The following is a 19,882-nucleotide window of genomic DNA, read 5'->3' as shown; positions in this document are numbered from 1 at the left end:
TCGGATTGGACACGATTGAGAAACGATTCCGGGGCGCCGCGGTTCAGGCGGAACTGAATTGTGTGGGCCAGACGTGCACAGGGCAGAATGAACAACAGTGGACCGTGCGCCGCTGCGCATCCAGCACTCCCGTACCCCCAAGGATGAGGTAATAGTGACATCCGGACCTGACCGCCCGTTCGGCAGCAGACCAAGCCAACCATATTCCTCCCCACCCCGGCGGCGTGGGCCGCTGGTACCGACCCTGATCGTTCTCGGTCTGCTCGTCGTCGGCTTCGTGTATTTCTCACAGGTTTATGCCGATGTCCTCTGGTACAACCAGCTGGGCTTCCTCGAAGTATTTGTCACCGAGAACCTCTCGCGGATCGGCCTGTTCGTGGCTGCCTTCCTCATCATGGGCGCAAGCGTTTACTTCAGCTTGCGTATCGCCTACCGTTCACGGCCCATTTACGCTCCCGACAGCAGCGTCCAGGACAACCTGAACCGCTACCAGGCCCAGCTCGAACCGATCCGCAGACTGCTCATGATCGGCATTCCCGTTGTGCTCGGCGCGTTTGCGGGAACCGCAGCGTCTTCACAGTGGGAACGGATGCTCCTGTTCTTCAATTCGGAGCCCTTCGGAGAGACGGACCCGGAATTCGGGCTGGACATCGGGTTCTACGTCTTCACTTTGCCGTTCCTGAGCTTCCTGCTCGGGTTCCTGGTGAGCGTCATCGTCATCAGCGGGATCGCCGGAGTACTGACGCATTACCTGTACGGTGGCATCCGCCTTGAGGAGAAAGGTCTCTTCACGAGCAAGGCAGCCCGGACGCACATCGCGGTACTGGCTGCACTCTTCCTGATCCTGCAGGGCGTCAACTACTGGCTTGACCGCTACTCCACCGTCATCAGCAGCGACGGTAAATGGGCTGGCGCTCTCTACACCGACGTGAACGCAGTCATCCCAACCAAGGCGATTCTTGCCGCCGCCGCCATCATTGTTGCGGTCCTGTTTATCATTTCCGCAGTGATTGGCCGGTGGCGCCTGCCCGTGATCGGTACGGCCATGCTGGTCATCACTGCTATCCTCGCCGGCGGCGTATACCCGTGGGTCATCCAGCGGTTCCAGGTTGTTCCGTCGGAGTTCAGCCGGGAAGAGCCGTTCATTGAGCGCAACATTGAGATGACTCGAGCTGCCTACGGCCTGGACCAGGTGCAGGTCAATGACTATGGGGTTGAGGAAGTTCCCCAGGAGGGAGCGTTGAACGAGGACGGCGAGACAACAGCCAACATCCGCCTTTTGGACCCCAACCTTGTGAGCGACGCTTTCAGCCAGCTCCAGCAGTTCCGCCAGTACTACCAGTTCCCGGAGATCCTGAACGTCGACCGCTACGAGATCGACGGCGAGATCGAGGACACCGTTATTGCAGTCCGCGAACTGAACACCGCGGGTGTTCCGGATGGCTGGATCAACGAGCACGTCTACTACACGCACGGCTACGGCGTGGTTGCAGCAGCCGGTTCAACCGTGGAACCGGACGGGCGCCCCGAGTTCATTCAGTCAGGTATCCCGACCACGGGCCTGCTGGGGGATGAGAGCACGTTTGAGCCGCGCATCTACTTCGGTGAGGAATCACCGGAGTATTCGATCGTCGGTGCTCCAGAGGGAGCCACGCCACTTGAGATCGACCGGCCCCAGACGGAGGAATCCGACCAGGAGGCCCGCAGCACGTTCCTGGGCGACGGCGGCCCGCAGGTGGGAAACTTCTTCAACCGGCTGGTGTATGCACTCAAGTTCCAGTCCACGGATCTACTCCTGTCGGACCAGGTAACGAGCGAATCCCAGATCCTGTATGACCGTGATCCCGTTGAGCGCGTGGAGAAGGTTGCCCCTTACCTCACGCTGGATAGCAACACCTACCCGGCCATCGTTGATGGGCGCGTCAAATGGATCATCGAGGGTTACACCACAACGTCCGACTACCCGTACTCCACTCAGCAGGAACTTCAGTCCGCCACAGTGGATTCCCTGACCGCCGAAGGTGTCGCCACCGCCTTGCCTGCTGAGCAGGTGAACTACATCCGTAACGCGGTGAAAGCCACGGTTGACGCCTACGATGGCTCGGTTGATCTTTACGCCTGGGATGATCAGGACCCCATTCTGAAGGCCTGGCAGAAGGTGTACCCGACGTCGCTGCAACCGTACAGCGAGATGTCGGCTGACCTGATGGCGCACGTACGGTACCCGGAGGACCTCTTCAAGGTCCAACGGGAGCTGCTCGCGCGCTACCACGTGACAGAGACCCAGCCTTTCTACAGCAACAACCAGGCGTGGGCTGTACCGGTTGATCCGACGCTGGAAGAAGGCGAGCAGGACGTCAAGCAGCCTCCGTTCTACCTCTCGCTCCAGATGCCCGATCAGGAGTCGGCCAGCTTCTCACTGACCACTCCGTTCATTCCATTTGTTCCGGAGGGCCAGGAACCGCGCAACATCCTTTACGGCTTCCTTGCAGCGGACGGTGACGCCGGTACCGGTGAACCCGGTGTCAAGGCAGAAACCTATGGAACCCTGCGATTGCTCGATTCGTCCGGTCAGGACTCCGCCGTCGGGCCGGGCCAGGCGGCAAACCTCTTCAACTCGGACACTGAGGTCTCGCAGGAGCTGAACCTGCTGCGCCAGGGCGCCTCCGAAGTAATCAGCGGTAATCTCCTGACGCTGCCCATCGGTGGCGGAATCGCTTACGTGCAGCCGGTGTACGTCCAGTCCTCGGGGGACTCGTCCTTCCCCGTCCTGCGGCGTGTGCTGGTGAGCTTCGGTGATCAGGTCGGCTTTGCGCCCACCCTGGATGAAGCACTGGACCAGGTGTTCCAGGGAGACTCCGGCGCTGTGACCGGAGACAGCGAGAATGTGGGGGAGACCCCTGATCTGCCTGCGCCGCTGGTGGGCTCGGATTCCGGGAACGAATCCCCGGAGGAGCCGACGGAGGAGCCCACCACACCCGCAGAGCCGGGCACGGGTGATCCGGCAGCGGATCTCCGGGCGGCGCTGGAGGAAGCGAACGCGGCAATCCAGGAGGGCCAGACCGCGCTCGCCGAGGGCGACTTCGCTGCCTACGGTGAGGCACAAGAGCGGCTCGACCAGGCACTGCAGCGGGCACTGGATGCCGAAACGCGTTTGTCTGAAGCGTCCGGAGGAGCCACCGAATAATGCATCTGGATCCCGATTTGGGATCCGCCCCCGCGGCGGGTAGAGTAGTAATCACGCCGCGGGGTGGAGCAGTTCGGTAGCTCGCTGGGCTCATAACCCAGAGGTCGCAAGTTCAAATCTTGCCCCCGCAACTAGAAAACGAAGGTCCCGGAAGCTTGGCTTCCGGGACCTTCGTCATTCCCGCATCATTGCGCCCTTTTGCGTGCCCGGCTCACCTACACTATGTCCATGATCGAGCAGGGCGCTGTGGGTGAGGATAAGGAACGCGGGGAGACGGCGCTCCAGCGTGTTGACCGGAACTGGCTTGAGATACTCCAGGAACTTCGTGTACTCCAGACCGGTATCCAGATTCTCACCGGCTTCCTGCTCACACTGCCGTTTCAGTCGCGTTTCACGGAGCTGGACTCATTTCAGATCGCGGTCTATCTCGTGCTCGTCGTGTTGTCCGCCCTGATCACGGCCCTGCTGCTCGGTACTGTGATCCTGCACCGGACCTTCTTCCGGCTGCGCATCAAGGAGGCTTTGGTACGCCATGCCCATCGCATCCTGAGGACCACAATGGTCCTCGTGGCCCTCGTCCTCGTTGGAACAACCGGTCTGGTCTTCGACATCGTGTTGAGCCGGACGGCGGGAACGGTGAGCGCCATCGGTCTGTCCATGACGATTCTGGCGCTGTGGGTGGCCGTACCGCAGGTGCTCAAACGTCGGTCGATGAAGGAAGTCAGTCCTGGCGAAGGTCCTGATACGCATTGAGCGCCCGTTCGCGCGAGACTTTCAGGTCCAGCAGCGGCGGAGGATAGCCGGCCGGTAGATCCGTCCAGGGTTCATGAACTTTATGCGCGGAGCGCAGCTCCGGAATCCATCGACGAAGGTAACCGCCGTCCGGGTCAAACTTCTTGCTCTGCGTGACGGGGTTGAAAATCCGGAAGTAGGGTGCGGCGTCTGCGCCGGAGCCTGCCACCCATTGCCAGTTCGCCGCGTTGTTGGCTGGATCCGCATCCACCAGGGTGTCCCAGAACCACTGTTCGCCCACACGCCAGTCCACCATCATGTTCTTCACAAGGAACGAACCGACCGCCATACGAACCCGATTATGCATCCATCCGGTATGCCAAAGCTGACGCATGCCTGCATCGATCAAAGGGAAACCGGTTCGCCCATACTGCCAGGCATCAAGTTCGTCGGAGTCCGGTTGCTGCCACGGGAAGGCGTCGAATTGCGGTCGGTAGTTCTCTGTGGCCAGACGTGGCTGGTGGTAGAGCAACTGCCAGCAGAACTCACGCCAGCCGAGTTCCTGGGTGAAGATCGCGAGGTCACTGGCGGTCGCGGAGGTGGATGCGGCCCGGGCAGAGTGCCAGACCTGGAATGGGCTGATCTCGCCGAACCTCAGGTGCGGGGAGAGGCGGCTGGTTCCCTCAACGTCAGGCAGCTGGCGGGCATCGGCGTATCCGTCAACTGTGCCGGTCACGAAGCGATCGAGGAGCGCTTGCGCTGTCAGCTCTCCGGGCGTCCACGTCTGTCTGAGGCCACCTGCCCAGTCGAACGTGTCGGGGAGGAGGCGCCACTCGTCGAGGTCCTCCGAGTCGACGTTCGGACCGCGCAGCACTGTCGGTCCATCAAGGGGTTCCCGTGGCGCGGGACGGTTACGGCACGCCCGCCAGAAGGGGGTGAAGACCTTGTACGGGGAGCCGCTGCCCGTCGTGACTTCCCAGGGTTCAAACAACAGGTTCGCCTGAAAGCTGTGCACCTGGTACCCCTCGTCGCTGAGGGAACCCTTGAGTGCAGCGTCAACGTTTCTCTCAGCGAGCACATACCGGCGGTTCCAGAAGACAGCATCCGCCCCGGACTCTTCGATCAGGCGGGGGATCACGTCCGCTGCGGGACCTGATCGGAGCACCAGTGGAATCCCCTGATCCTCGAATGCACTGCGGAGCGAGGACAGCGAGTTGTGGAGCCACCAGCGGCTGGCGCCGCCCAGGGGCCGAATTCCCTCACTCACTTCATCGAGCACATAACAGACGACGACGTCGCCACGCTCTGCAGCAGCGTGCAGGGCAGGATTGTCTGCGATGCGCAGGTCGTCGCGGAGCCACACCAGGGTCAGAGCCATAAAGCCAATCTACCGGCGGCTTGGCGAACTTTTAACGGGAGCAGCGGCGGTTCGAGGCTCGAACCGCCGCCGTATGCCGAGTGGTGAATCAGTATTTCGGGCTGTCCGCACCCTGCTCGATGGCAGAGGGCGCCTCGGCTCCGGAGCCGCCTGATTTCAGGGCGGCGAGGCGTGCCTCGATCTCACTTTGCTCGCCGAGGTCCTCAAGGCTCTCGAACTGGGCGTCAAGGCTCGAATTGGCAAGTTCTGCCTGACCGAGAACGCGAGCCTCTTCACGACGGATCTTCTCCTCGAAACGCCCTACCTCGCTTGTCGGGTCCATGAAGTCGATGCTCTTCATGGCATCATGCACCTGCGCCTGTGCTGCGGCCGTGCGTGAACGCGCAATGAGCTCATCGCGTTTGCTGGTCAGTTCGTTGAGCTTGCCCTTCATCTGGTTCAGCCCGGTCTTGAGCTTTTCCACAATTTCCGTCTGAGACGCGATCGTGGGCTCTGCGCCCTTGGCCTCATTTTCAGCGGTGATCTGACGCTGAATAGCAACCTTGGCCAAATTGTCGAACTTCTCCGCGTCAGGCACATCGCCGGACGAACGGTACTCGTCGGCCTTCTTGGAGGCCGCGAGCGCCTTGTTGCCCCAGTTGCGGGCGTTCTCTCGGTCCTCGTTGTAGTCCTCCTGGAGCATGCGCAGATTACCGATGGTCTGGGCCACCGCGCTTTCGGCTTCGGCGATGCTGTTCGAGTAGTCGCGGACCATCTGGTCCAACATCTTCTGCGGGTCTTCAGCCTGATCCAGCATTGCGTTGATGTTGGCCTTCGCCAGTGTTGCGATACGTCCGAAAATTGATTGCTTTACCATGGGTTACCTTTCGATCTTCCTGAGTAGTTCACTGCCTGTTGAGGTCGCTCACCTAAAAATCTCCGAAGCCGCCCCCGAAGTCACCGAATCCGCCGCCACCGGCATCGAAACCACCGAATCCGCCGCCGCCGAACATGCCGGCGTCACCGCCTCCGCTGAACCCGCCGCCGCCGCCGAAGAATCCTCCGCCGTGCCCGCCTCCGTTGAGGATGGAACCAATGAGGATGCCGCCGAGGAGTGCGCCGCCCATGCCGTCCCCGCGGCCGCCGAACATACCGCCGCCTCCAAAGCCGCCCATACGTCCACCGAAGCCGTCCACATCGCTCTGCGCGATCTGACCGGCCTGTTCGGCCAAAGCGACAGCCTGCTGGGCATGGGAGAGCGCCGTCACCGGGTCATCCGACTGGATGCGCATCGCATAGTCAAGGTTGCGCTCCGCCTCCGCCAACCTAGTCCGGGCTTCACTGCCCACGCCGCCGCGCCGGGCACGAATGTAGTCCGCCGTACCTGAGATCCGTGATTGGGCGGCCATGATGGTGTGCTGCAGGCTTTCGCGTGCCCTGCGGGTCTGTTCTGCGTGATCACGGACTCCGCCGATGGCGGCGTCGAGCTGCGTATGCGCAGTCTCGACTCGCTGGAGGAGCGCCACGGGGTCTATCTTGCCCGACGCGATCTCCCGTTTCACCGATTCCAACGCTGCCGTTGTGCCTGCTACCGGGCCGGCGAGTTCAGGGTTGGAGCCGGCAGCAACCATGGCCTGGGCCTGCGCAACATCCTGGGCCGCATCCGAGACGGCCCGTTCCATTTCGCGTTCGGCAGTGTCCAGTTCCGTGGCACGGCGATCGATGGCTTCCAGCAGGACCTTGGTCTGGTGGACACCTTCTTCGGCGGCTCGGACGGCGACGACGGCGGCACCGGTGTTGCCCTCGGACAGATGCCTTTGTGCTGTGGAAGCGGCATTGTCAACGAACTGCAGCCTTTCGCGCGCCTGGACCACGTTGTCCTCGATTTGCGCGGTCGCCGAGATAGCGTACCGTCCCTGGAGCTCTCGCAACGTACGTTCAGCCGCGTTCAGCCGCGTTCCGACATCGTTCGCGGAAGCCTGTGCATCCGACAGGGCCTGCGGAGCATTGCGTTCCAACTTCCGCAGGGCGTCGAAATCTGCCTTGTGCTCCTGCAGGCTGGCATTAACCGACTCACACCGGCGGATGATGTCACCAAGCCACTTCCGTTGGTCTTCCTCTGTGTCCGGAATGTGGTCATCAAGCTGCTGCTGAAGCTTGAATGACTCGCTCATATGGGCCTTCGCTGCGGTGATATCCGCCGCGAACGGCTTGACTGCTTCATCGCCGTACTGGGCCTGCGCGAACCCGACTTCCTGCTCGCTTGATTTGATGGCGTCGTCCGCTGCTATCAGCAGGCTTCCCGCGCGAAGCCGCAGGTCCTCCACGCTCAGTGAAGCCAACGGATCCAGAACCTGACCGTCGGCCCCGCGGCCGGGTCCGAACTCGATTTCTGAAGGGTGCCGGTTTTGCTCCTGTGCGTCCGGCTTACGGCGCTTCGACCGGAGATAGAAGTATCCACCCACACCAGCCAGGACGAGCAGGCCTCCGATGAAGAGGAACGAACCTCCTCCTCCGTCACCGGACGTTCCGGCAGGGCTGACGGTGCCGCCGTCGAGAACCTGATCAACCCCGGTGACTGCAGCGACAGCAGCGCCCGTCCAGTCGTCGTTCTCCAATTCCGGTACGGCGAAACTCTGGTAGATCCCGTTCGACTGGTCATCCACAACGCTCGAACTGTCCGCAAGGAGGCCGCCTGTCCGATCGTCGACGCCGATCACAAAGATTGCATCGTCAGCCTGCAAGCTACTGGTCTCGGCAGTGGCTATCGCCCATTGTTTGGCGTCCGACGGGTTGGTGAAGGAGTCAACGTAGGCGACATGCAGGGTGTAGCCGTGCTCAGCCTGCAGCTGTTCGATCGACTGTTCAACCTCTTGCTGTTCGGAATCAGAGAGGACGTCCGCCTGGTCAACCACCGTTTGGGAATTGAAATCAACAGGATCTACGGCATAGGCGGGAGCGGCAACCAAAGGGCTCAGCAGGGCGGCTGTTCCTACACCCACGGCGGAGCAGATGCGTGCAATGCTCGACTTCATTCACAACCCTTCAGCAGTGTCCGCCGGGCGCTCCGGGAACTGGCGAACAGCCGTTGGCAAGGCACAGATCCCCCGGGTTCGCCTGACTGCGATTCTATGGTGCGCTCTGGGGGCAGTCCACCGGGTGGGCTATGCCGCGAGCGAAACCGCTCCAGGACCTGCACCGTAACCGGCTTTTTCCCATTTGCGGGAGAATGAAGAACGAGGTCGTCCGGTGGGCTCACAGCCGCCGTACAGGCAACGTCAGTCGCGGGTACAGATTGCTTTGCCATAGTTCTAGAAGCATCAGTGAAAGGACAACCGATGACCGAGAACACAACCGGTTCCTACAACGGACCGCTTCCTCCACGGCCAACTAATCCGCCCAGCCACAACCCCAACCTCCCCGCGGCGCAACAGAAGCACCAGCCGATCACCGCACCGACGGCGGACCCATATCATTCGGTCGGGAACGGGCCCGAAACTCACGCAGCCGGCGGGCACCAGCAGGGTGCTTCCTTCGGGTATGGTCCGTATGCGCGGCCAGCGGGCCAAGGGAAGAAGCAGCGTGGGCCCGTAAAGCGCGTTGGATCCGGTACGTTCCTGACCGGGATGCTCGTGGCCGGTCTTCTCGGCGGAGGAGTGGCCGTCGGAGCAGACGCCCTGCTGGAGACGGGCAACCAGGGACCCAACAACGGCACGTCCCAGGCCCAGTCTGTTGTGGTTAATGACACCGAAAGCGTCAACGAGATTACCGGCGCCGCAGCCAAAGCTTCACCGAGCGTCGTCACCATCTCCGTGAACGGCGGCGGGTCAGGCGGTTCAGGTTCAGGGATCATTCTTGACGCTGAGGGCCACATCCTCACCAACACGCACGTCGTCACCCTGGGAGGCCAGGTTGCGGACCCTGCCGTTGAAGTTCGCACGAACGACGGACGGGTATTCCAGGCTCAGATAGTGGGCACTGATCCGCTCTCGGACCTGGCTGTGATCAAGATCGATGCGCCGGACCTTCAGCCGGCCACCCTCGCTGATTCGTCGGAACTGAACGTCGGTGATGTTGCAATAGCAATCGGCGCTCCGCTCGGGCTGAGCGGCACCGTCACGGACGGCATTGTCTCGACACTCAACCGGACGATCAGCGTACAGTCGTCGGCCGTTCCTGAAGAACAGTCAGATGCTCCGGAACAGGCCCCGGGAGACGGATTCAACTTCCTCCCGCCTGATGGTTCCCAGGCGCCGCAGCCGGGATCCCAGGGCTCCATCTACCTCAACGTGATCCAGACAGACGCCGCAATCAACCAGGGTAATTCAGGGGGTGCATTGGTGGATTCGCAGGGTCGGATCATCGGAGTCAACGTCGCGATCGCGTCGGCAGGCTCCGGGGAGAGCGCCGGCAACATCGGTGTCGGCTTCTCCATCCCGATCAACTATGCCCAGCGCGTAGCGGAAGAGATCATTGCCAACGGTGAAGCAACGCACGGGTTCCTCGGTGTGAGCGTCGGCGCAGCGGCATCCGACAGCGCGGCGGGAGCCAGCTCCTTCTCGGTCGGTGCGCAGGTGCAGTCCGTAGAGCCCGGCAGCCCAGCCGAGACCGCGGGCTTCCAGGAAGGGGACGTCATTACCCGGGTGGGTGAATTGCCGATCGAGGACCCACAGGCCCTGACCGCAGCCGTCCGGATGCTCGCTGAAGGGCAGTCCACGCAGATCGAACTCGTCCGTGGCGAAGAGACCCTGACGCTCGATGTAACGGTTGGTCAGTCGCCGGCATGACCCGGTGGATTCACGCAGCGGCAGCTCCCTCTCGAGGGGACTGCCGCTGCGTCATATTCCTGCTGTGATCAGGACACCTTTGTGGTTAGCTTGTCTGCGGGCAGCAATGGGCCGAAGGAAAGGCAGCAATGGACGAGGCAATTCCCGCGCTGAATATCGCGGTGTTGGTCAAGCACGTACCGGACACCCAGTTCGACCGTCATCTCGACGGCGAGCACCGCACCACCGATCGCTCCGAGAGTATTCTGTCTGAACTCGACGAGTACGCCCTCGAAGCGGCACTGCAGCTTGTTGAAGCACAGGGCGGAAACGGTCACCGCGTCATGGCGGTCACCATGGGCCCCCCAGCCGCCGTGAACGCCGTGAAAAAGGCACTGCAAATCGGCGCAGACGAGGGCATCCACCTGTGTGATGATGCCCTCGCCGGCTCGGATGCTTCCGGCACCTCACGCGCGCTCGCCGCCGTCGTACGCCATCTGGGCACTGCGGATCTGGTACTGACGGGCATGGCCTCCACGGACGGTGAGACCTCCCTGGTTCCAGCGCAGCTCGCAGAGCTGCTGCAGTTGCCCCAGGTCACCTTCGCGTCCAGCCTTGAGCTCACGCACGACGACGGCGGCCGCCAATTGATCGCCCGCCGGGAAAGCGACAATGTGGCTGAGACGGTCAGGAGTACGCTGCCCGCCGTGGTGTCGGTGACGGACCAGATCAATGAGCCGCGGTACCCGAACTTCAAGGGCATCATGGCAGCCAAGAAAAAACCGATCACCACCCTCACCCTTGCTGACATCGGACTCGATGCTTCCGAGGTTGGATTCAGCGGAGCGTGGACGCGGGTCGAGCAGGCGCAGCAGCGTCCTCCACGCTCGCAGGGCGTCATCATCACCGACGAGGGCGATGCCGGTCGGCGACTGGTTGATTTCCTCGCTGAGCAAAAGCTGCTCTGAGCGCAGCGATCCCAGCCAACCACTTCTCAAGGAGCCTTTGGAATGGCAAATGTCCTCGTTTACATTGACACGCCCGGTGAGCACCTGCACAAGACCGATCGTGAGCTGTTGACCCTTGCTGGAATGCTGGGCGAGCCGGTGGTTGCACTCTGTGGAGTGCTGACGGACGGTGTTTCGGCAGAACTCGGCGCTCACGGGGCCGGCGTGCTGTATCAGCCTGCAGAGGACGGGCTCGGTGACGTGCTCGTGGCGGGCAAGGCGGCTTTTCTGGCAGCCGCAGCGGTGGAGGCGAAAGCTGATGCAGTGCTCCTTGGCAACACGTTCGAAGCCAAGGAGATCGCTGCGCGGGTCGGAATCCGCTTGTCTTCAGGTGTCATCACGGATGCCATCGCAGTGGGCGAGGACTTCAGTGTCACGAAGTCGGTGTTCGCAGGCTCCTACACGGTGAACGCTTCCGTCACCACCGGGTGCCCGATCATCACGGTCAAGGCCAACAGCGTGGAGATCGCAACAGTGCAGGGCGGTTCCAGCCCCGAGGTTCGCCGGGTGCACGTCGCAGTGCCCAGCCACGCAGCACGGATTACGGAACGTTCCGAACGGGCCGTGAGTGGCCGACCGTCGCTGGACGAAGCACGCATCGTGGTGGCAGGGGGCAGGGGAGTGGACGGTAACTTTGGACCGGTCGAGGAACTTGCCGACGCGCTCGGCGGTGCTGTGGGTGCGTCGAGGGCCGCTACGGATGCCGGCTGGATTGATCATTCAGCCCAGATCGGCCAGACGGGCAAGACGGTCTCCCCGCAGCTTTACATCTCCGCGGGCATCTCCGGCGCCATCCAGCAGAAGGCCGGCATGCAGACGGCGAAGGTCATCGTGGCAGTGAACAAGGACCCGGACGCCCCGGTTTTCGACATCGCGGATTTCGGCATCGTGGGTGACCTGTCAACTGTCTTGCCGCAGGCGACGGCAGAGATCAACAACCGCAGGAGCTGAACATGCCAGACGTTCCTGAACGGCCGGAAGACGGGGTAAGCCGGGTTCTCTGTTTCGTAGCGCATCCCGATGACATTGATTTTGGCGCAGCGGGCACCGTGGCTCAGTGGACCGCGGCCGGCGTCGTCGTTGAATACTGCATCATGACCGATGGCGACGCAGGCGGCTTCTCCGATGAGCATCGTCCGGACATAGTTGACCGGCGGCGAAAGGAGCAGCGGGCAGCCGCCCGGCTGGTCGGCGTCGAAACGGTGCATTTCCTCGGGTACCGGGACGGCTACCTGGAACCGAGCCTGGAACTGGTGGCCGGCGTCGTGGAGCTCATCCGGAGTGTCAGGCCGCACATCGTGCTGTCCATGCACCCTGAGCGGAACTGGGAGCGCATCCAGAAGAGCCACCCGGACCACCTGGCATGCGGCGAGGCCGTCACCCGCGCGATTTATCCCGCTGTGGAGAATCCCTATGCTTTCCCCGATCTCGCTGCGCGCGGACTGGACGCGTATCGCGTGCCCTGGCTCTGGTTCTTCGGTGGTCCCACGCAGCTCGAAAACCACTTCGTCGATGTGACTGACCATGTGGAAGACAAGATGCGGGCGTTACGTTTCCACGCCAGCCAGCACCCCGACCTTGAGCGGATGGACAACACTGTTCGCGCGTTCCTGACCGCTAATGCACAGCGCGGCGGTCTTGCCGCGGACCGAAGCGCCGAGGTCTTTCAGGTGGTTCCGGTCAACACCGAAGCTACGATCGCCGGGTTCTGACAGGCGCGGGATGGGCAGTCCGGCTGAAGCGCGGAGCCCATCCCAGGGTTCCCTCTCAGGCGTCGAAGGGGATCTGCGCGACGATCGGGAGGGTAGGCGTTTCAGAGCCGCCCTCCGGTTCGACGGTGATTGCGAGGCCGCTGTACGTTCGGATGCCTTCAATTTCGAGCTCGGTGTGCGCAACGTCCTCGCCGGTCATGGTTCCCAGCGATTCCGGCGATGCGCCGTCGGCAGGAAGACGCCACATCTGGTACACCTTGCCCTCCGGTGGGGCCGGTACATCATCGAGGGTCACGACGGCGGCATCCCTCGACTCCGAGAACGCAAGTTCAGCAGTGCCTGTGTCACCGATCGCGATTTGTTCACGTTGGACATCCCCGGCCTGCAGGACCTGCTCCTGGATAGAGGAAGGCTGCAAATTCTGCGCCACGGTCACACCGCCCACCGCCACGACAACCGCAGCCGCTGCTGCAAGCAACCAGCGACCAGCAGGTGACTGGGTTCGGCGGGCGCTGCGGCGTGCTGCCAGCTCATCCCCAGCGCCGGTCACGGGGGAAGCCGGTGAAGACACTTCCTCGGCCGGCAAGTTCGCGACGATGCGCGCAAAAAGGTCAGCGGGCGGTTCGTCCTCCTGTGTTGCATAGGCCTGCGCCAATGTCTCGCGTGTGGACCGAACCCGCGCATTGAACGCCTCACGGGTTTCAGGAGAGGCAGCTGAGATGTAGTCCTCGAGTGTGGCGCGCTCCTCTTCGCTCACAGCATCCAGGGCATACATCTCAGCCCACTCGGCGGCCAGGCCGCCGGCCAGGTCCTGCCGAAGATCATCTGCAAACTGCTTCTTCATATCCTTGTCCTGCATCTCAGTTCACCCCCAAACATGTTTTCAACCGGATTAATCCGTCTCTGATTCTCGACTTGATGGTGGGTACCGCCACGCCGAGCTTTTCTGCCACTTCCCGATACGTCAGCCCGCCGTAATAGGCGAGGCGCACCGACTCCTGCTGCGTGCCGGTCAGGGTCTCCAGGCACCGGACCACCGCTTCTGCTTCCAGCCGCTGCGTGACGGTGTCAACGACGTCGTCATGGTCCTTGACCTGCATGGCTGCGCCGTACCGGGCTTCGCGGTCAGTGGAACTCTGTTCGGACCGCACCCTGTCTACCGCGCGGCGATGGGCCAGGGTCATAAGCCAGGCCATGGGGCTGCCCGCGTCCGCGTTGAACCGGTCCGCCATGTTCCACACCTGCAGGTAAACCTCCTGCGTTGTGTCTTCGCTCAGCTCCGGGTCAATCAGAACGCGCCGGGCCAGTCCATACACCCGACGGGACGTCTGGGCGTAGAACTCCGCGAAGGCGCTCTGGTCCTGCTGGGCGATCCGAGCCAGCAGACCAGCCAGGTCAGGCGCGGCGCCAGAGGACGCGTCGGCCTGATCAGGGTCTGATCGAGCTGGGTTAATCCGGCTCACACGTGGCGTATCCATAGGTTTCAAGCATAAAGCGCCGGAATGGCTATCCCGAACATGATGACCCCGTGCGCGGGTCAGGACATTTCGCCCAACTGTTCCTCCGCCCATGCCCGACCGCCGTTTCTGCAGGTTTCCGTGCCCGATCCGCTACAACTGGTAACACCTCTAGTTCGAAGCGGCTGAGGCGGTGGATGGGTCCGGCGGATCAGGTGTTATTCACGGATTGCCACCGCGATCAGGGAGTCGGCATTGAGGGTCGGCTCGTCGCCCAGTTTTTCCATGAAGCGGCTGCGCACTCGCTCCCTGCCCGCTGTATCAGGAGGCAGCAGGAACCGGTAGCCCGTCCCCAGCACCAGGGTCCAGGCAAGGTCAGCATCCAGCGGGATCTGCAGAGGAGCAGTGTGCACTTCGATTGACCCGAAACCGACTGTCTCCAGGAAAGAGTGCAGCTTCTCGGCTGAGGATATTTCGGCCATTTGCCGAAGTGGCGGAGGAACCGGGGCATCGCGCAGGTCAGGCTGTTCTTCGAAGCAGGCCTCCCGCAGCAACGACACAAACGGTTCGTGGGCGCCGTCCTGCCAGGTGCTGATGGCAAGCTTGCCGCCACTGCGCAGTTGGGACGCAAGATGCCGGGCGCCGGCGGCCATATCCGGGAGGAAGAAGAGCCCGTAGCAGCAGAGCACTGCATCATAGGTCTGTTCAGCGGCCCACACGGAGACATCAGCCTTCGTGAAGTTGACGGCGTCCAGCCCTAAAGCAGAAGCCTTCGCAGCCGCCAGCGCCAGAAGCCCTGCGGACAGATCCACCGCGTCAACTCGCGCGTCAGGGCCCACAACCTGGGCCGCGGGGATAGTGCTCGCTCCGCTTCCGCAGCAGGCATCCAACACGCTCTGGCCGATGTGCAGATCTGCGGCGGCAACCACTGCGTTGCCCATGGTGTTCCAAAGGGCCGGAGCGAAGCGCTCGAAGTGCTCGGCGCCGTCGTCGAACAGGTTAGCTACCGTGGTCACGAACGGCCCTCCATCATGGATTGTGAAAGTTGGGCGCCCTTGAAGTCCTGCTGGCGCCAGGCCTCGTACACCACGATGGATGCCGAGCTGGCCAGATTGAGCGAACGTCGGGAGGGGAGCATGGGGAGCCGTACCCTCGCGGTGACCGCTTCATGGTTCTTCACTTCGGGAGGCAGGCCCACGGACTCCGGACCGAACAGGAGTACGTCGCCTGGACGGTATTGGATGTCCGAGTACGTGATGGTGCCCTCGGAGGTGTAGGCAAACAGCCGATCAGGCTCCAGAGCAGAGAGCGCGGCGTCCAGGTCAGGGTGCACGGTCAAAACGGCGAGGTCGTGGTAGTCCAGACCCGCCCGCCGCAACTTGGCGTCTTCCAGGTCGAAGCCCAGGGGTTCGATGAGGTGAAGTTCAGCGCCGGTGACCGCGGCCAGACGAATGGCATTCCCGGTATTGCCGGGAATTTCTGGAGTGTGGAAGAGGATGCGGAACACTGTGCAATCCTAGCGCCCGGCAGCGGCGAGCAAGCGTGCGAGCACCGGCACCTGGACTGTATTGGGTTGGGGGCCCTCGGACAGGAAGCGCCGAACCTCCCGAAGCAGTGTTCCGGCGTTGGCAACGTGGACGGAGACGAGAGCCGAACGATCCAGCGAGGGCGGGTAGTCCACAATTGGTTCGAACGGGTTGTCCTGCTTGCCGTGCAGAGCCAGCCATCCCCGGACATTGCACTCCGGGAACAGATCCTGAACCTTGCGCACCGTGTCGGTGAGCCGCACATCACCGGCATGGCGGCCGCGATGCCGCAGGCGGTGTCCGTCCCACGAGTAATTCCCCGGCGGCGCCAACAGGGAATCAACTATGGCGATGCGGTAGCCCGCCAGCAGCGCATGGCCGACGTCGGCACCCCCTCCGAACGAAAGCCCGTTGACAAGCCGGACGCCGGGAAAACCGGGAAGGAGGCCGGCCTCCAGGAGGCGGGCCGTCGCCCGCTCACCGTCATAGCGGGCGGTGGTGCCCGGCCGAAGCCGGCCAAGGGCACCGGGCTGGCGGGCCGTACCGTGAACCTGTTGTTGCGCCAAGGCGAGCGGTAACGGCGGACGGTGCGTTCCGGCGTCGTAAGCGGGCTCGTAGCGCGCGGCTTGTGCATGTGCTTCGGAGGGTGCCTGTGCTCGCTGCCGCTTCGGCCTGGCCGCCGGCCGCGCTCCGGGCAACGGATCCTCGACGCCGAGGGTGCGGTCGTAGCGGCGGCGTCGCTCCGGATCGGAAAGCAGCTCGTAGGCCACGGCCACTTCGTGGAACAGCTCAGCGTTTCCCCCCTGGTCAGGATGAGCCGTCCGGGCCGCTTTGCGGTAGCCGTCCTTGATCTGTTTCGCAGTGGCACTTCTGCTCACCCCGAGCACGGCGTAGTACGTGCGGTCGGGGGCTGCCATAGTGGCCTTTCGTGGCGAAGAAGGATCAGGAACGGTGTTCGCAGGTTCCGCGCTTGACTGTAAACGGTGTCGTTCCCTCCGGCAAATGGCCGGATAGCATCAGGTGCATGGCGGGCAATAACGAGGTACACAGCGGGTTGGACTGGTACGCAACCGGAAGCGAGCGCGAAGATCACAGCGGTCAGCGCTTCACGGACTGCGATTTCACCGAAATGCGCAGCGAGGGTTCCGTCTTCAGCGGTTGCGTTTTCCGCAATGTGAGGTTCAACGTGTCGACCCATGTCAACAGCGCGTTCGACAATTGCCGGTTCGAACACTGCAACTTTTTCGATGCCACCTTCGAAAGCTGCAAGTTCACGGGCAGCGTCTTCACTGGGTCTTCCCTCAAACCGATTCGGGTGGTTGGAGGCAACTGGTCGTTCGTCTCGTTAGCGGGGGCCGACCTGCAGCGCAGCGTCTTCTCCGACGTGAACTTCACGGAGGCCGACTTCACCCGAACGGACCTCCGGGACGCTGAGTTCCGAGATTGCCGCCTCACCAGCATCTCCTGGGGCGGCGCCCGTCTGAAAGGCACTGACCTCCGCGGGAGCACCCTTGAGGGGATCGATGCGGAGAACTTCAATGTCCGCGGCGCCGTCGTCGACGTCTCCCAGGCGCTCGCCCTCGCAGAGGCACACGGCGCAGTCATCCGTTGAAGCTTGTGCTTGCGCTCAGTCCATTGGCCTTCCGGGAGCCGGCGTGAGATGTCCTCGCTAGAGTAGGTGCCGGTGTTGTCAAGGGTTTTCTGAAATCCAGGAGGATCGCGGTCGTGCGGGAAGGGGGAGCTTCGATGGCATGGAGGGATCGGCCGCTTCTGAGATATGCCGTTCTTTTCTTCCTTGCGCCGCTGCTCGCCGGATGCCGGATCGAGGTGCCCGTCAGGCCGGCCGAAAGCGCGTCGACCAGCCCGACGACGACGGCGCCTGCGCCCTCGGACGCCGTCTCCGGGAGTTCCTCGGAGTTGCCGCCGCTGACGCGCGCCGACATCGTCGGTAATGACATGACGTTTGACCGTGGCGGCTACATTGAAGAAGCTGACACGGTCGCCTTCTCGGACGGGTTGTCGAGAGTTCCGGGGTGGGCGCAGGAGAAATCATTGGTCAGCGGCGAGTCTGTGTACATCAGCGACGCGGGGTGCACCGCGTCATTGCGATCCACACCGCCACAGGGCCCTCTGGTGGTCGCTGGTGATGACCAAGCCTCCACCGAAGCGCTGTTCCGGTTCCTGGACCCGAGCATCCTGCCGGAGTACCTCGTGACCACGAACTGGTTATGGGGAGCGTCGCCCGCGGAATCGACGGCATCGATCGAGTTCCTGACCTATGAGCAGGGCGCAGCCGGCGACGATCCCGCGAGTATCGTATCGCTGCGCCTCTTCGGGGCAACGGGGACTGGGTTGGCCTTTACCGTTTCGTGTCCGTCCGACAAGCAACTGGCTGCAGCCGTCGAAGAAGTACGCAGCGGCATCTCGGTGATTCCACCGCGTTAGCGATTGTCGGCGCGCATCCAGCGCCCGTACAGGGCAGAGTCGGACTCCAGCAATGACGCCAATGCCAACTGACGGAGCTCGGGGCTGCCAACGCCGGCGGCGATATGCGTGCCCTGGCCACCGGTCAGCAGCGGGCTGAGTGAGAGGCACAGTTCGTCAACCGCATCCTCAGCAAGGAAACCGCCGAAGATACTGGGCCCGCCTTCGCAGAGAATGCGGCCCAACCCTCGGTCGTTCAGCAGTGAAACGCACGTGCGCGCACTAACGCTCTCAGCACCCGCACTTACGACGTCCGCAACCTCCGACAGGGAACGCACGCGCTCCTTCTCCGCGGCCGCGGTCGTGACCAGGATGGGGCGGACCGGAGAGAGCCTGAACAGATCGCTGTCCGGCTCGATCCCCAGCGTTCCTGAAATGATCGCCAGAGCAGGATGGGCAGGCAGTCCCTGCTCAGTACGCCACCGGCTGTCTTCCTCGCTGACCAAAGGCCCTGCGTAACCCTCGGCGCGCACGGTCCCCGCCCCCACCAGGATCACATCGCTGACCCGCCGGAGGAGACCGAACAGGCGTCGGTCGCCGTCATTGCCCAGTGGTGCGGAAACGCCCTGATGCGTCGCTGAACCGTCGAGGCTGGTGATGAAGTTGAACCGCACCCAGGGGCGCTCAGCAGGGTAACCGTACAGCTCGAGCAGGTCGTCGTCGGATCGGTCGGCTGCGCTGTGCGGCAGAAGTTGATTGATCAAGGCTGGTTGACATCTCCCATGTTGTGCCGGAGATAGGCCGGTTGACGCCAGCCCATCGCTGCTTCCACCACATTGATGGCGGAACGGGCCGCAGTTACGTTGTGCATCCGAAGGATTCGGGCTCCGCCAACGGCGCACATGACGGCCGCGGCAATGGATCCTTCGACTCGTTCCGGCTTGGGCAGGTTCAGCGTCTCCCCGATGAAATCCTTGTTCGACACTGCAGCGAGGGTGGGGTATCCGAGCCCAGCGATTTCGGCGAACCGGCGCGTGATATCGAGTGAATGCAGGGTGTTCTTGTTCAGGTCGTGGCCGGGGTCCACCAGAATGCGGTCTTCGCTGATGCCAAGCATGACAGCGAGCTCTACCTGCCGAACCAGGAAATCCGCCACCTCCGTCACCACATCCGTGTAGGCAGGCCGCCCAAGTACGGTGCGCGGCTCGGCGAGGCTGTGGGTGATGATCACGTGCGCGCCGGTCTCGGCAACCACCGCGGCGAGGTCCCGGTTACGCAGGCCGGTGGTGTCGTTGACGACGTTCGCCCCCGCCTTGATGGCCTGCTCCGCCACTTCCGGGAGGAAGGTATCGGCAGAGATGACGACGTCGGACGCGTCTCGAACTGCCCGGATCACCGGAACAATCCTGTCGGCTTCCTCAGCAGCCGGGATAGCCGGACCGGGGGCAAAGGGTGCGCCGCCGATATCCACCCAGTCGGCGCCGTCGGACACTGCCTGCAGGGAAGCATCGACTGCCGCCTGGAGCGCGAAGGTGCGTCCGCCGTCGTAAAAGGAATCAGGAGTGCGGTTGATGATCGCCATGAGCGCGATCTGGCGGTCGAAGTCCAGGACGCGCTGCCCGAACGTGTGCCTGGCATGCAGCAGGTGGGGAACGAACTGCGGTGAGCCGGGATGTACGGGGGTCTGTTCCACAGCTCATTTCTATCAGTCGTT

18 protein-coding genes and 1 tRNA gene are annotated in these 19,882 nt (G+C 62.9%); 9 read left to right on the top strand and 10 right to left on the bottom strand.

Annotation, left to right across the window (positions count from 1 at the left end; translation table 11 throughout):
- The first annotated feature begins 154 nt into the window (after positions 1-154).
- From ACZ2GY_RS11405 to ACZ2GY_RS11395, 3 genes are all read left to right on the top strand, one after another.
- Positions 155-3,187 (top strand): UPF0182 family membrane protein, encoded by a 3,033-nt coding sequence (locus ACZ2GY_RS11405; RefSeq protein ID WP_428831016.1) that lies wholly within the window; start codon positions 155-157, stop codon positions 3,185-3,187.
- A gap of 57 nt (positions 3,188-3,244) precedes the next feature.
- Positions 3,245-3,318, top strand: a tRNA-Met gene (locus ACZ2GY_RS11400).
- Positions 3,319-3,415: 97 nt separating this feature from the next.
- Positions 3,416-3,940, top strand: a complete 525-nt coding sequence (locus tag ACZ2GY_RS11395) for a DUF6328 family protein (protein WP_277357604.1) — start codon at positions 3,416-3,418, stop codon at positions 3,938-3,940.
- Here the strand turns inward: ACZ2GY_RS11395 and ACZ2GY_RS11390 are convergent.
- From ACZ2GY_RS11390 to ACZ2GY_RS11380, 3 genes are all read right to left on the bottom strand, one after another.
- A complete protein-coding gene (locus ACZ2GY_RS11390; protein ID WP_277357603.1) occupies positions 3,909-5,297 on the bottom strand; it encodes a cryptochrome/photolyase family protein in 1,389 nt (462 codons plus the stop codon). The genes ACZ2GY_RS11395 and ACZ2GY_RS11390 overlap by 32 nt on opposite strands.
- Positions 5,298-5,385: 88 nt before the next feature.
- On the bottom strand, positions 5,386-6,153 hold the full coding sequence (locus tag ACZ2GY_RS11385) for a PspA/IM30 family protein (RefSeq protein WP_277357602.1): 768 nt from the start codon (positions 6,151-6,153) through the stop codon (positions 5,386-5,388).
- Between the two features lie 52 nt (positions 6,154-6,205).
- Positions 6,206-8,311: a TPM domain-containing protein gene (locus ACZ2GY_RS11380; RefSeq protein ID WP_471671927.1), complete on the bottom strand. Its 2,106-nt coding sequence runs from the start codon at positions 8,309-8,311 to the stop codon at positions 6,206-6,208.
- Positions 8,312-8,614: 303 nt separating this feature from the next.
- Here ACZ2GY_RS11380 and ACZ2GY_RS11375 point away from each other — a divergent pair, with 303 nt between their 5' ends.
- From ACZ2GY_RS11375 to ACZ2GY_RS11360, 4 genes are all read left to right on the top strand, one after another.
- The gene (locus ACZ2GY_RS11375) at positions 8,615-10,063 is read left to right on the top strand and encodes a S1C family serine protease (protein WP_471671926.1); all 1,449 of its coding nucleotides are present in this window, start codon (positions 8,615-8,617) and stop codon (positions 10,061-10,063) included.
- 128 nt (positions 10,064-10,191) lie between these two features.
- Entirely contained in the window at positions 10,192-11,010 is an 819-nt protein-coding gene (locus tag ACZ2GY_RS11370) for an electron transfer flavoprotein subunit beta/FixA family protein (protein WP_277357599.1), read from the top strand.
- A 42-nt stretch (positions 11,011-11,052) separates the two neighbouring features.
- On the top strand, positions 11,053-12,000 hold the full coding sequence (locus tag ACZ2GY_RS11365; protein WP_277357598.1) for an electron transfer flavoprotein subunit alpha/FixB family protein: 948 nt from the start codon (positions 11,053-11,055) through the stop codon (positions 11,998-12,000).
- A gap of 2 nt (positions 12,001-12,002) precedes the next feature.
- Entirely contained in the window at positions 12,003-12,761 is a 759-nt protein-coding gene (locus ACZ2GY_RS11360) for a PIG-L deacetylase family protein (RefSeq protein WP_471671925.1), read from the top strand.
- 55 nt (positions 12,762-12,816) lie between these two features.
- On the opposite strand, the gene ACZ2GY_RS11355 is transcribed toward ACZ2GY_RS11360, so the two are convergent.
- From ACZ2GY_RS11355 to ACZ2GY_RS11335, 5 genes are all read right to left on the bottom strand, one after another.
- Entirely contained in the window at positions 12,817-13,605 is a 789-nt protein-coding gene (locus tag ACZ2GY_RS11355) for an anti-sigma factor (RefSeq protein ID WP_471671924.1), read from the bottom strand.
- 16 nt (positions 13,606-13,621) lie between these two features.
- Complete coding sequence (gene sigK, locus ACZ2GY_RS11350; RefSeq protein ID WP_056549693.1) at positions 13,622-14,239, bottom strand: ECF RNA polymerase sigma factor SigK; 618 nt, start codon at positions 14,237-14,239, stop codon at positions 13,622-13,624.
- 197 nt (positions 14,240-14,436) lie between these two features.
- Positions 14,437-15,234 carry a class I SAM-dependent methyltransferase gene (locus ACZ2GY_RS11345; RefSeq protein WP_471671923.1) on the bottom strand — a complete coding sequence of 266 codons (798 nt, stop codon included), beginning with the start codon at positions 15,232-15,234 and terminating at the stop codon, positions 14,437-14,439.
- A complete protein-coding gene (locus ACZ2GY_RS11340) occupies positions 15,231-15,725 on the bottom strand; it encodes a tRNA (cytidine(34)-2'-O)-methyltransferase (protein ID WP_471671922.1) in 495 nt (164 codons plus the stop codon). Before ACZ2GY_RS11340 ends, ACZ2GY_RS11345 begins: the two co-directional genes overlap by 4 nt.
- 9 nt (positions 15,726-15,734) lie before the next feature.
- Positions 15,735-16,661 carry a J domain-containing protein gene (locus ACZ2GY_RS11335; protein ID WP_471671921.1) on the bottom strand — a complete coding sequence of 309 codons (927 nt, stop codon included), beginning with the start codon at positions 16,659-16,661 and terminating at the stop codon, positions 15,735-15,737.
- Between the two features lie 107 nt (positions 16,662-16,768).
- Here ACZ2GY_RS11335 and ACZ2GY_RS11330 point away from each other — a divergent pair, with 107 nt between their 5' ends.
- Both ACZ2GY_RS11330 and ACZ2GY_RS11325 read left to right on the top strand, forming a co-directional pair.
- Positions 16,769-17,356, top strand: a complete 588-nt coding sequence (locus ACZ2GY_RS11330; RefSeq protein ID WP_471671920.1) for a pentapeptide repeat-containing protein — start codon at positions 16,769-16,771, stop codon at positions 17,354-17,356.
- Positions 17,357-17,490: 134 nt separating this feature from the next.
- Positions 17,491-18,189: a hypothetical protein gene (locus ACZ2GY_RS11325; protein WP_471671919.1), complete on the top strand. Its 699-nt coding sequence runs from the start codon at positions 17,491-17,493 to the stop codon at positions 18,187-18,189.
- Here the strand turns inward: ACZ2GY_RS11325 and ACZ2GY_RS11320 are convergent.
- Together ACZ2GY_RS11320 and folP are read right to left on the bottom strand one after the other, a co-directional pair.
- Positions 18,186-18,932: a pyrimidine reductase family protein gene (locus ACZ2GY_RS11320; RefSeq protein WP_471671918.1), complete on the bottom strand. Its 747-nt coding sequence runs from the start codon at positions 18,930-18,932 to the stop codon at positions 18,186-18,188. The two genes, ACZ2GY_RS11325 and ACZ2GY_RS11320, sit on opposite strands and share 4 nt — an antisense overlap.
- Positions 18,929-19,861, bottom strand: a complete 933-nt coding sequence (gene folP / locus ACZ2GY_RS11315; RefSeq protein WP_471671917.1) for a dihydropteroate synthase — start codon at positions 19,859-19,861, stop codon at positions 18,929-18,931. Before folP ends, ACZ2GY_RS11320 begins: the two co-directional genes overlap by 4 nt.
- Positions 19,862-19,882 lie beyond the last annotated feature (21 nt).

This window comes from Arthrobacter sp. KKT183 (assembly GCF_055657625.1).
Note: the sequence above shows the minus strand (reverse complement) of the source record. Positions and strands in the feature narration are given on the sequence as shown.

Excerpts from the sequence above, each read along its gene's own strand:
- ACZ2GY_RS11390 (WP_277357603.1), bottom strand. The coding sequence starts at position 5,297 with ATGGCTCTGACCCTGGTGTGGCTCCGCGACGACCTGCGCATCGCAGAC.
- ACZ2GY_RS11355 (WP_471671924.1), bottom strand. The coding sequence starts at position 13,605 with ATGAAGAAGCAGTTTGCAGATGATCTTCGGCAGGACCTGGCCGGCGGC.
- ACZ2GY_RS11325 (WP_471671919.1), top strand. The coding sequence starts at position 17,491 with ATGGCATGGAGGGATCGGCCGCTTCTGAGATATGCCGTTCTTTTCTTC.
- ACZ2GY_RS11335 (WP_471671921.1), bottom strand. The coding sequence starts at position 16,661 with ATGGCAGCCCCCGACCGCACGTACTACGCCGTGCTCGGGGTGAGCAGA.
- ACZ2GY_RS11380 (WP_471671927.1), bottom strand. The coding sequence starts at position 8,311 with ATGAAGTCGAGCATTGCACGCATCTGCTCCGCCGTGGGTGTAGGAACA.
- ACZ2GY_RS11375 (WP_471671926.1), top strand. The coding sequence starts at position 8,615 with ATGACCGAGAACACAACCGGTTCCTACAACGGACCGCTTCCTCCACGG.
- ACZ2GY_RS11365 (WP_277357598.1), top strand. The coding sequence starts at position 11,053 with ATGGCAAATGTCCTCGTTTACATTGACACGCCCGGTGAGCACCTGCAC.
- ACZ2GY_RS11370 (WP_277357599.1), top strand. The coding sequence starts at position 10,192 with ATGGACGAGGCAATTCCCGCGCTGAATATCGCGGTGTTGGTCAAGCAC.
- ACZ2GY_RS11330 (WP_471671920.1), top strand. The coding sequence starts at position 16,769 with ATGGCGGGCAATAACGAGGTACACAGCGGGTTGGACTGGTACGCAACC.
- sigK (WP_056549693.1), bottom strand. The coding sequence starts at position 14,239 with ATGGATACGCCACGTGTGAGCCGGATTAACCCAGCTCGATCAGACCCT.
- ACZ2GY_RS11395 (WP_277357604.1), top strand. The coding sequence starts at position 3,416 with ATGATCGAGCAGGGCGCTGTGGGTGAGGATAAGGAACGCGGGGAGACG.
- ACZ2GY_RS11360 (WP_471671925.1), top strand. The coding sequence starts at position 12,003 with ATGCCAGACGTTCCTGAACGGCCGGAAGACGGGGTAAGCCGGGTTCTC.
- ACZ2GY_RS11385 (WP_277357602.1), bottom strand. The coding sequence starts at position 6,153 with ATGGTAAAGCAATCAATTTTCGGACGTATCGCAACACTGGCGAAGGCC.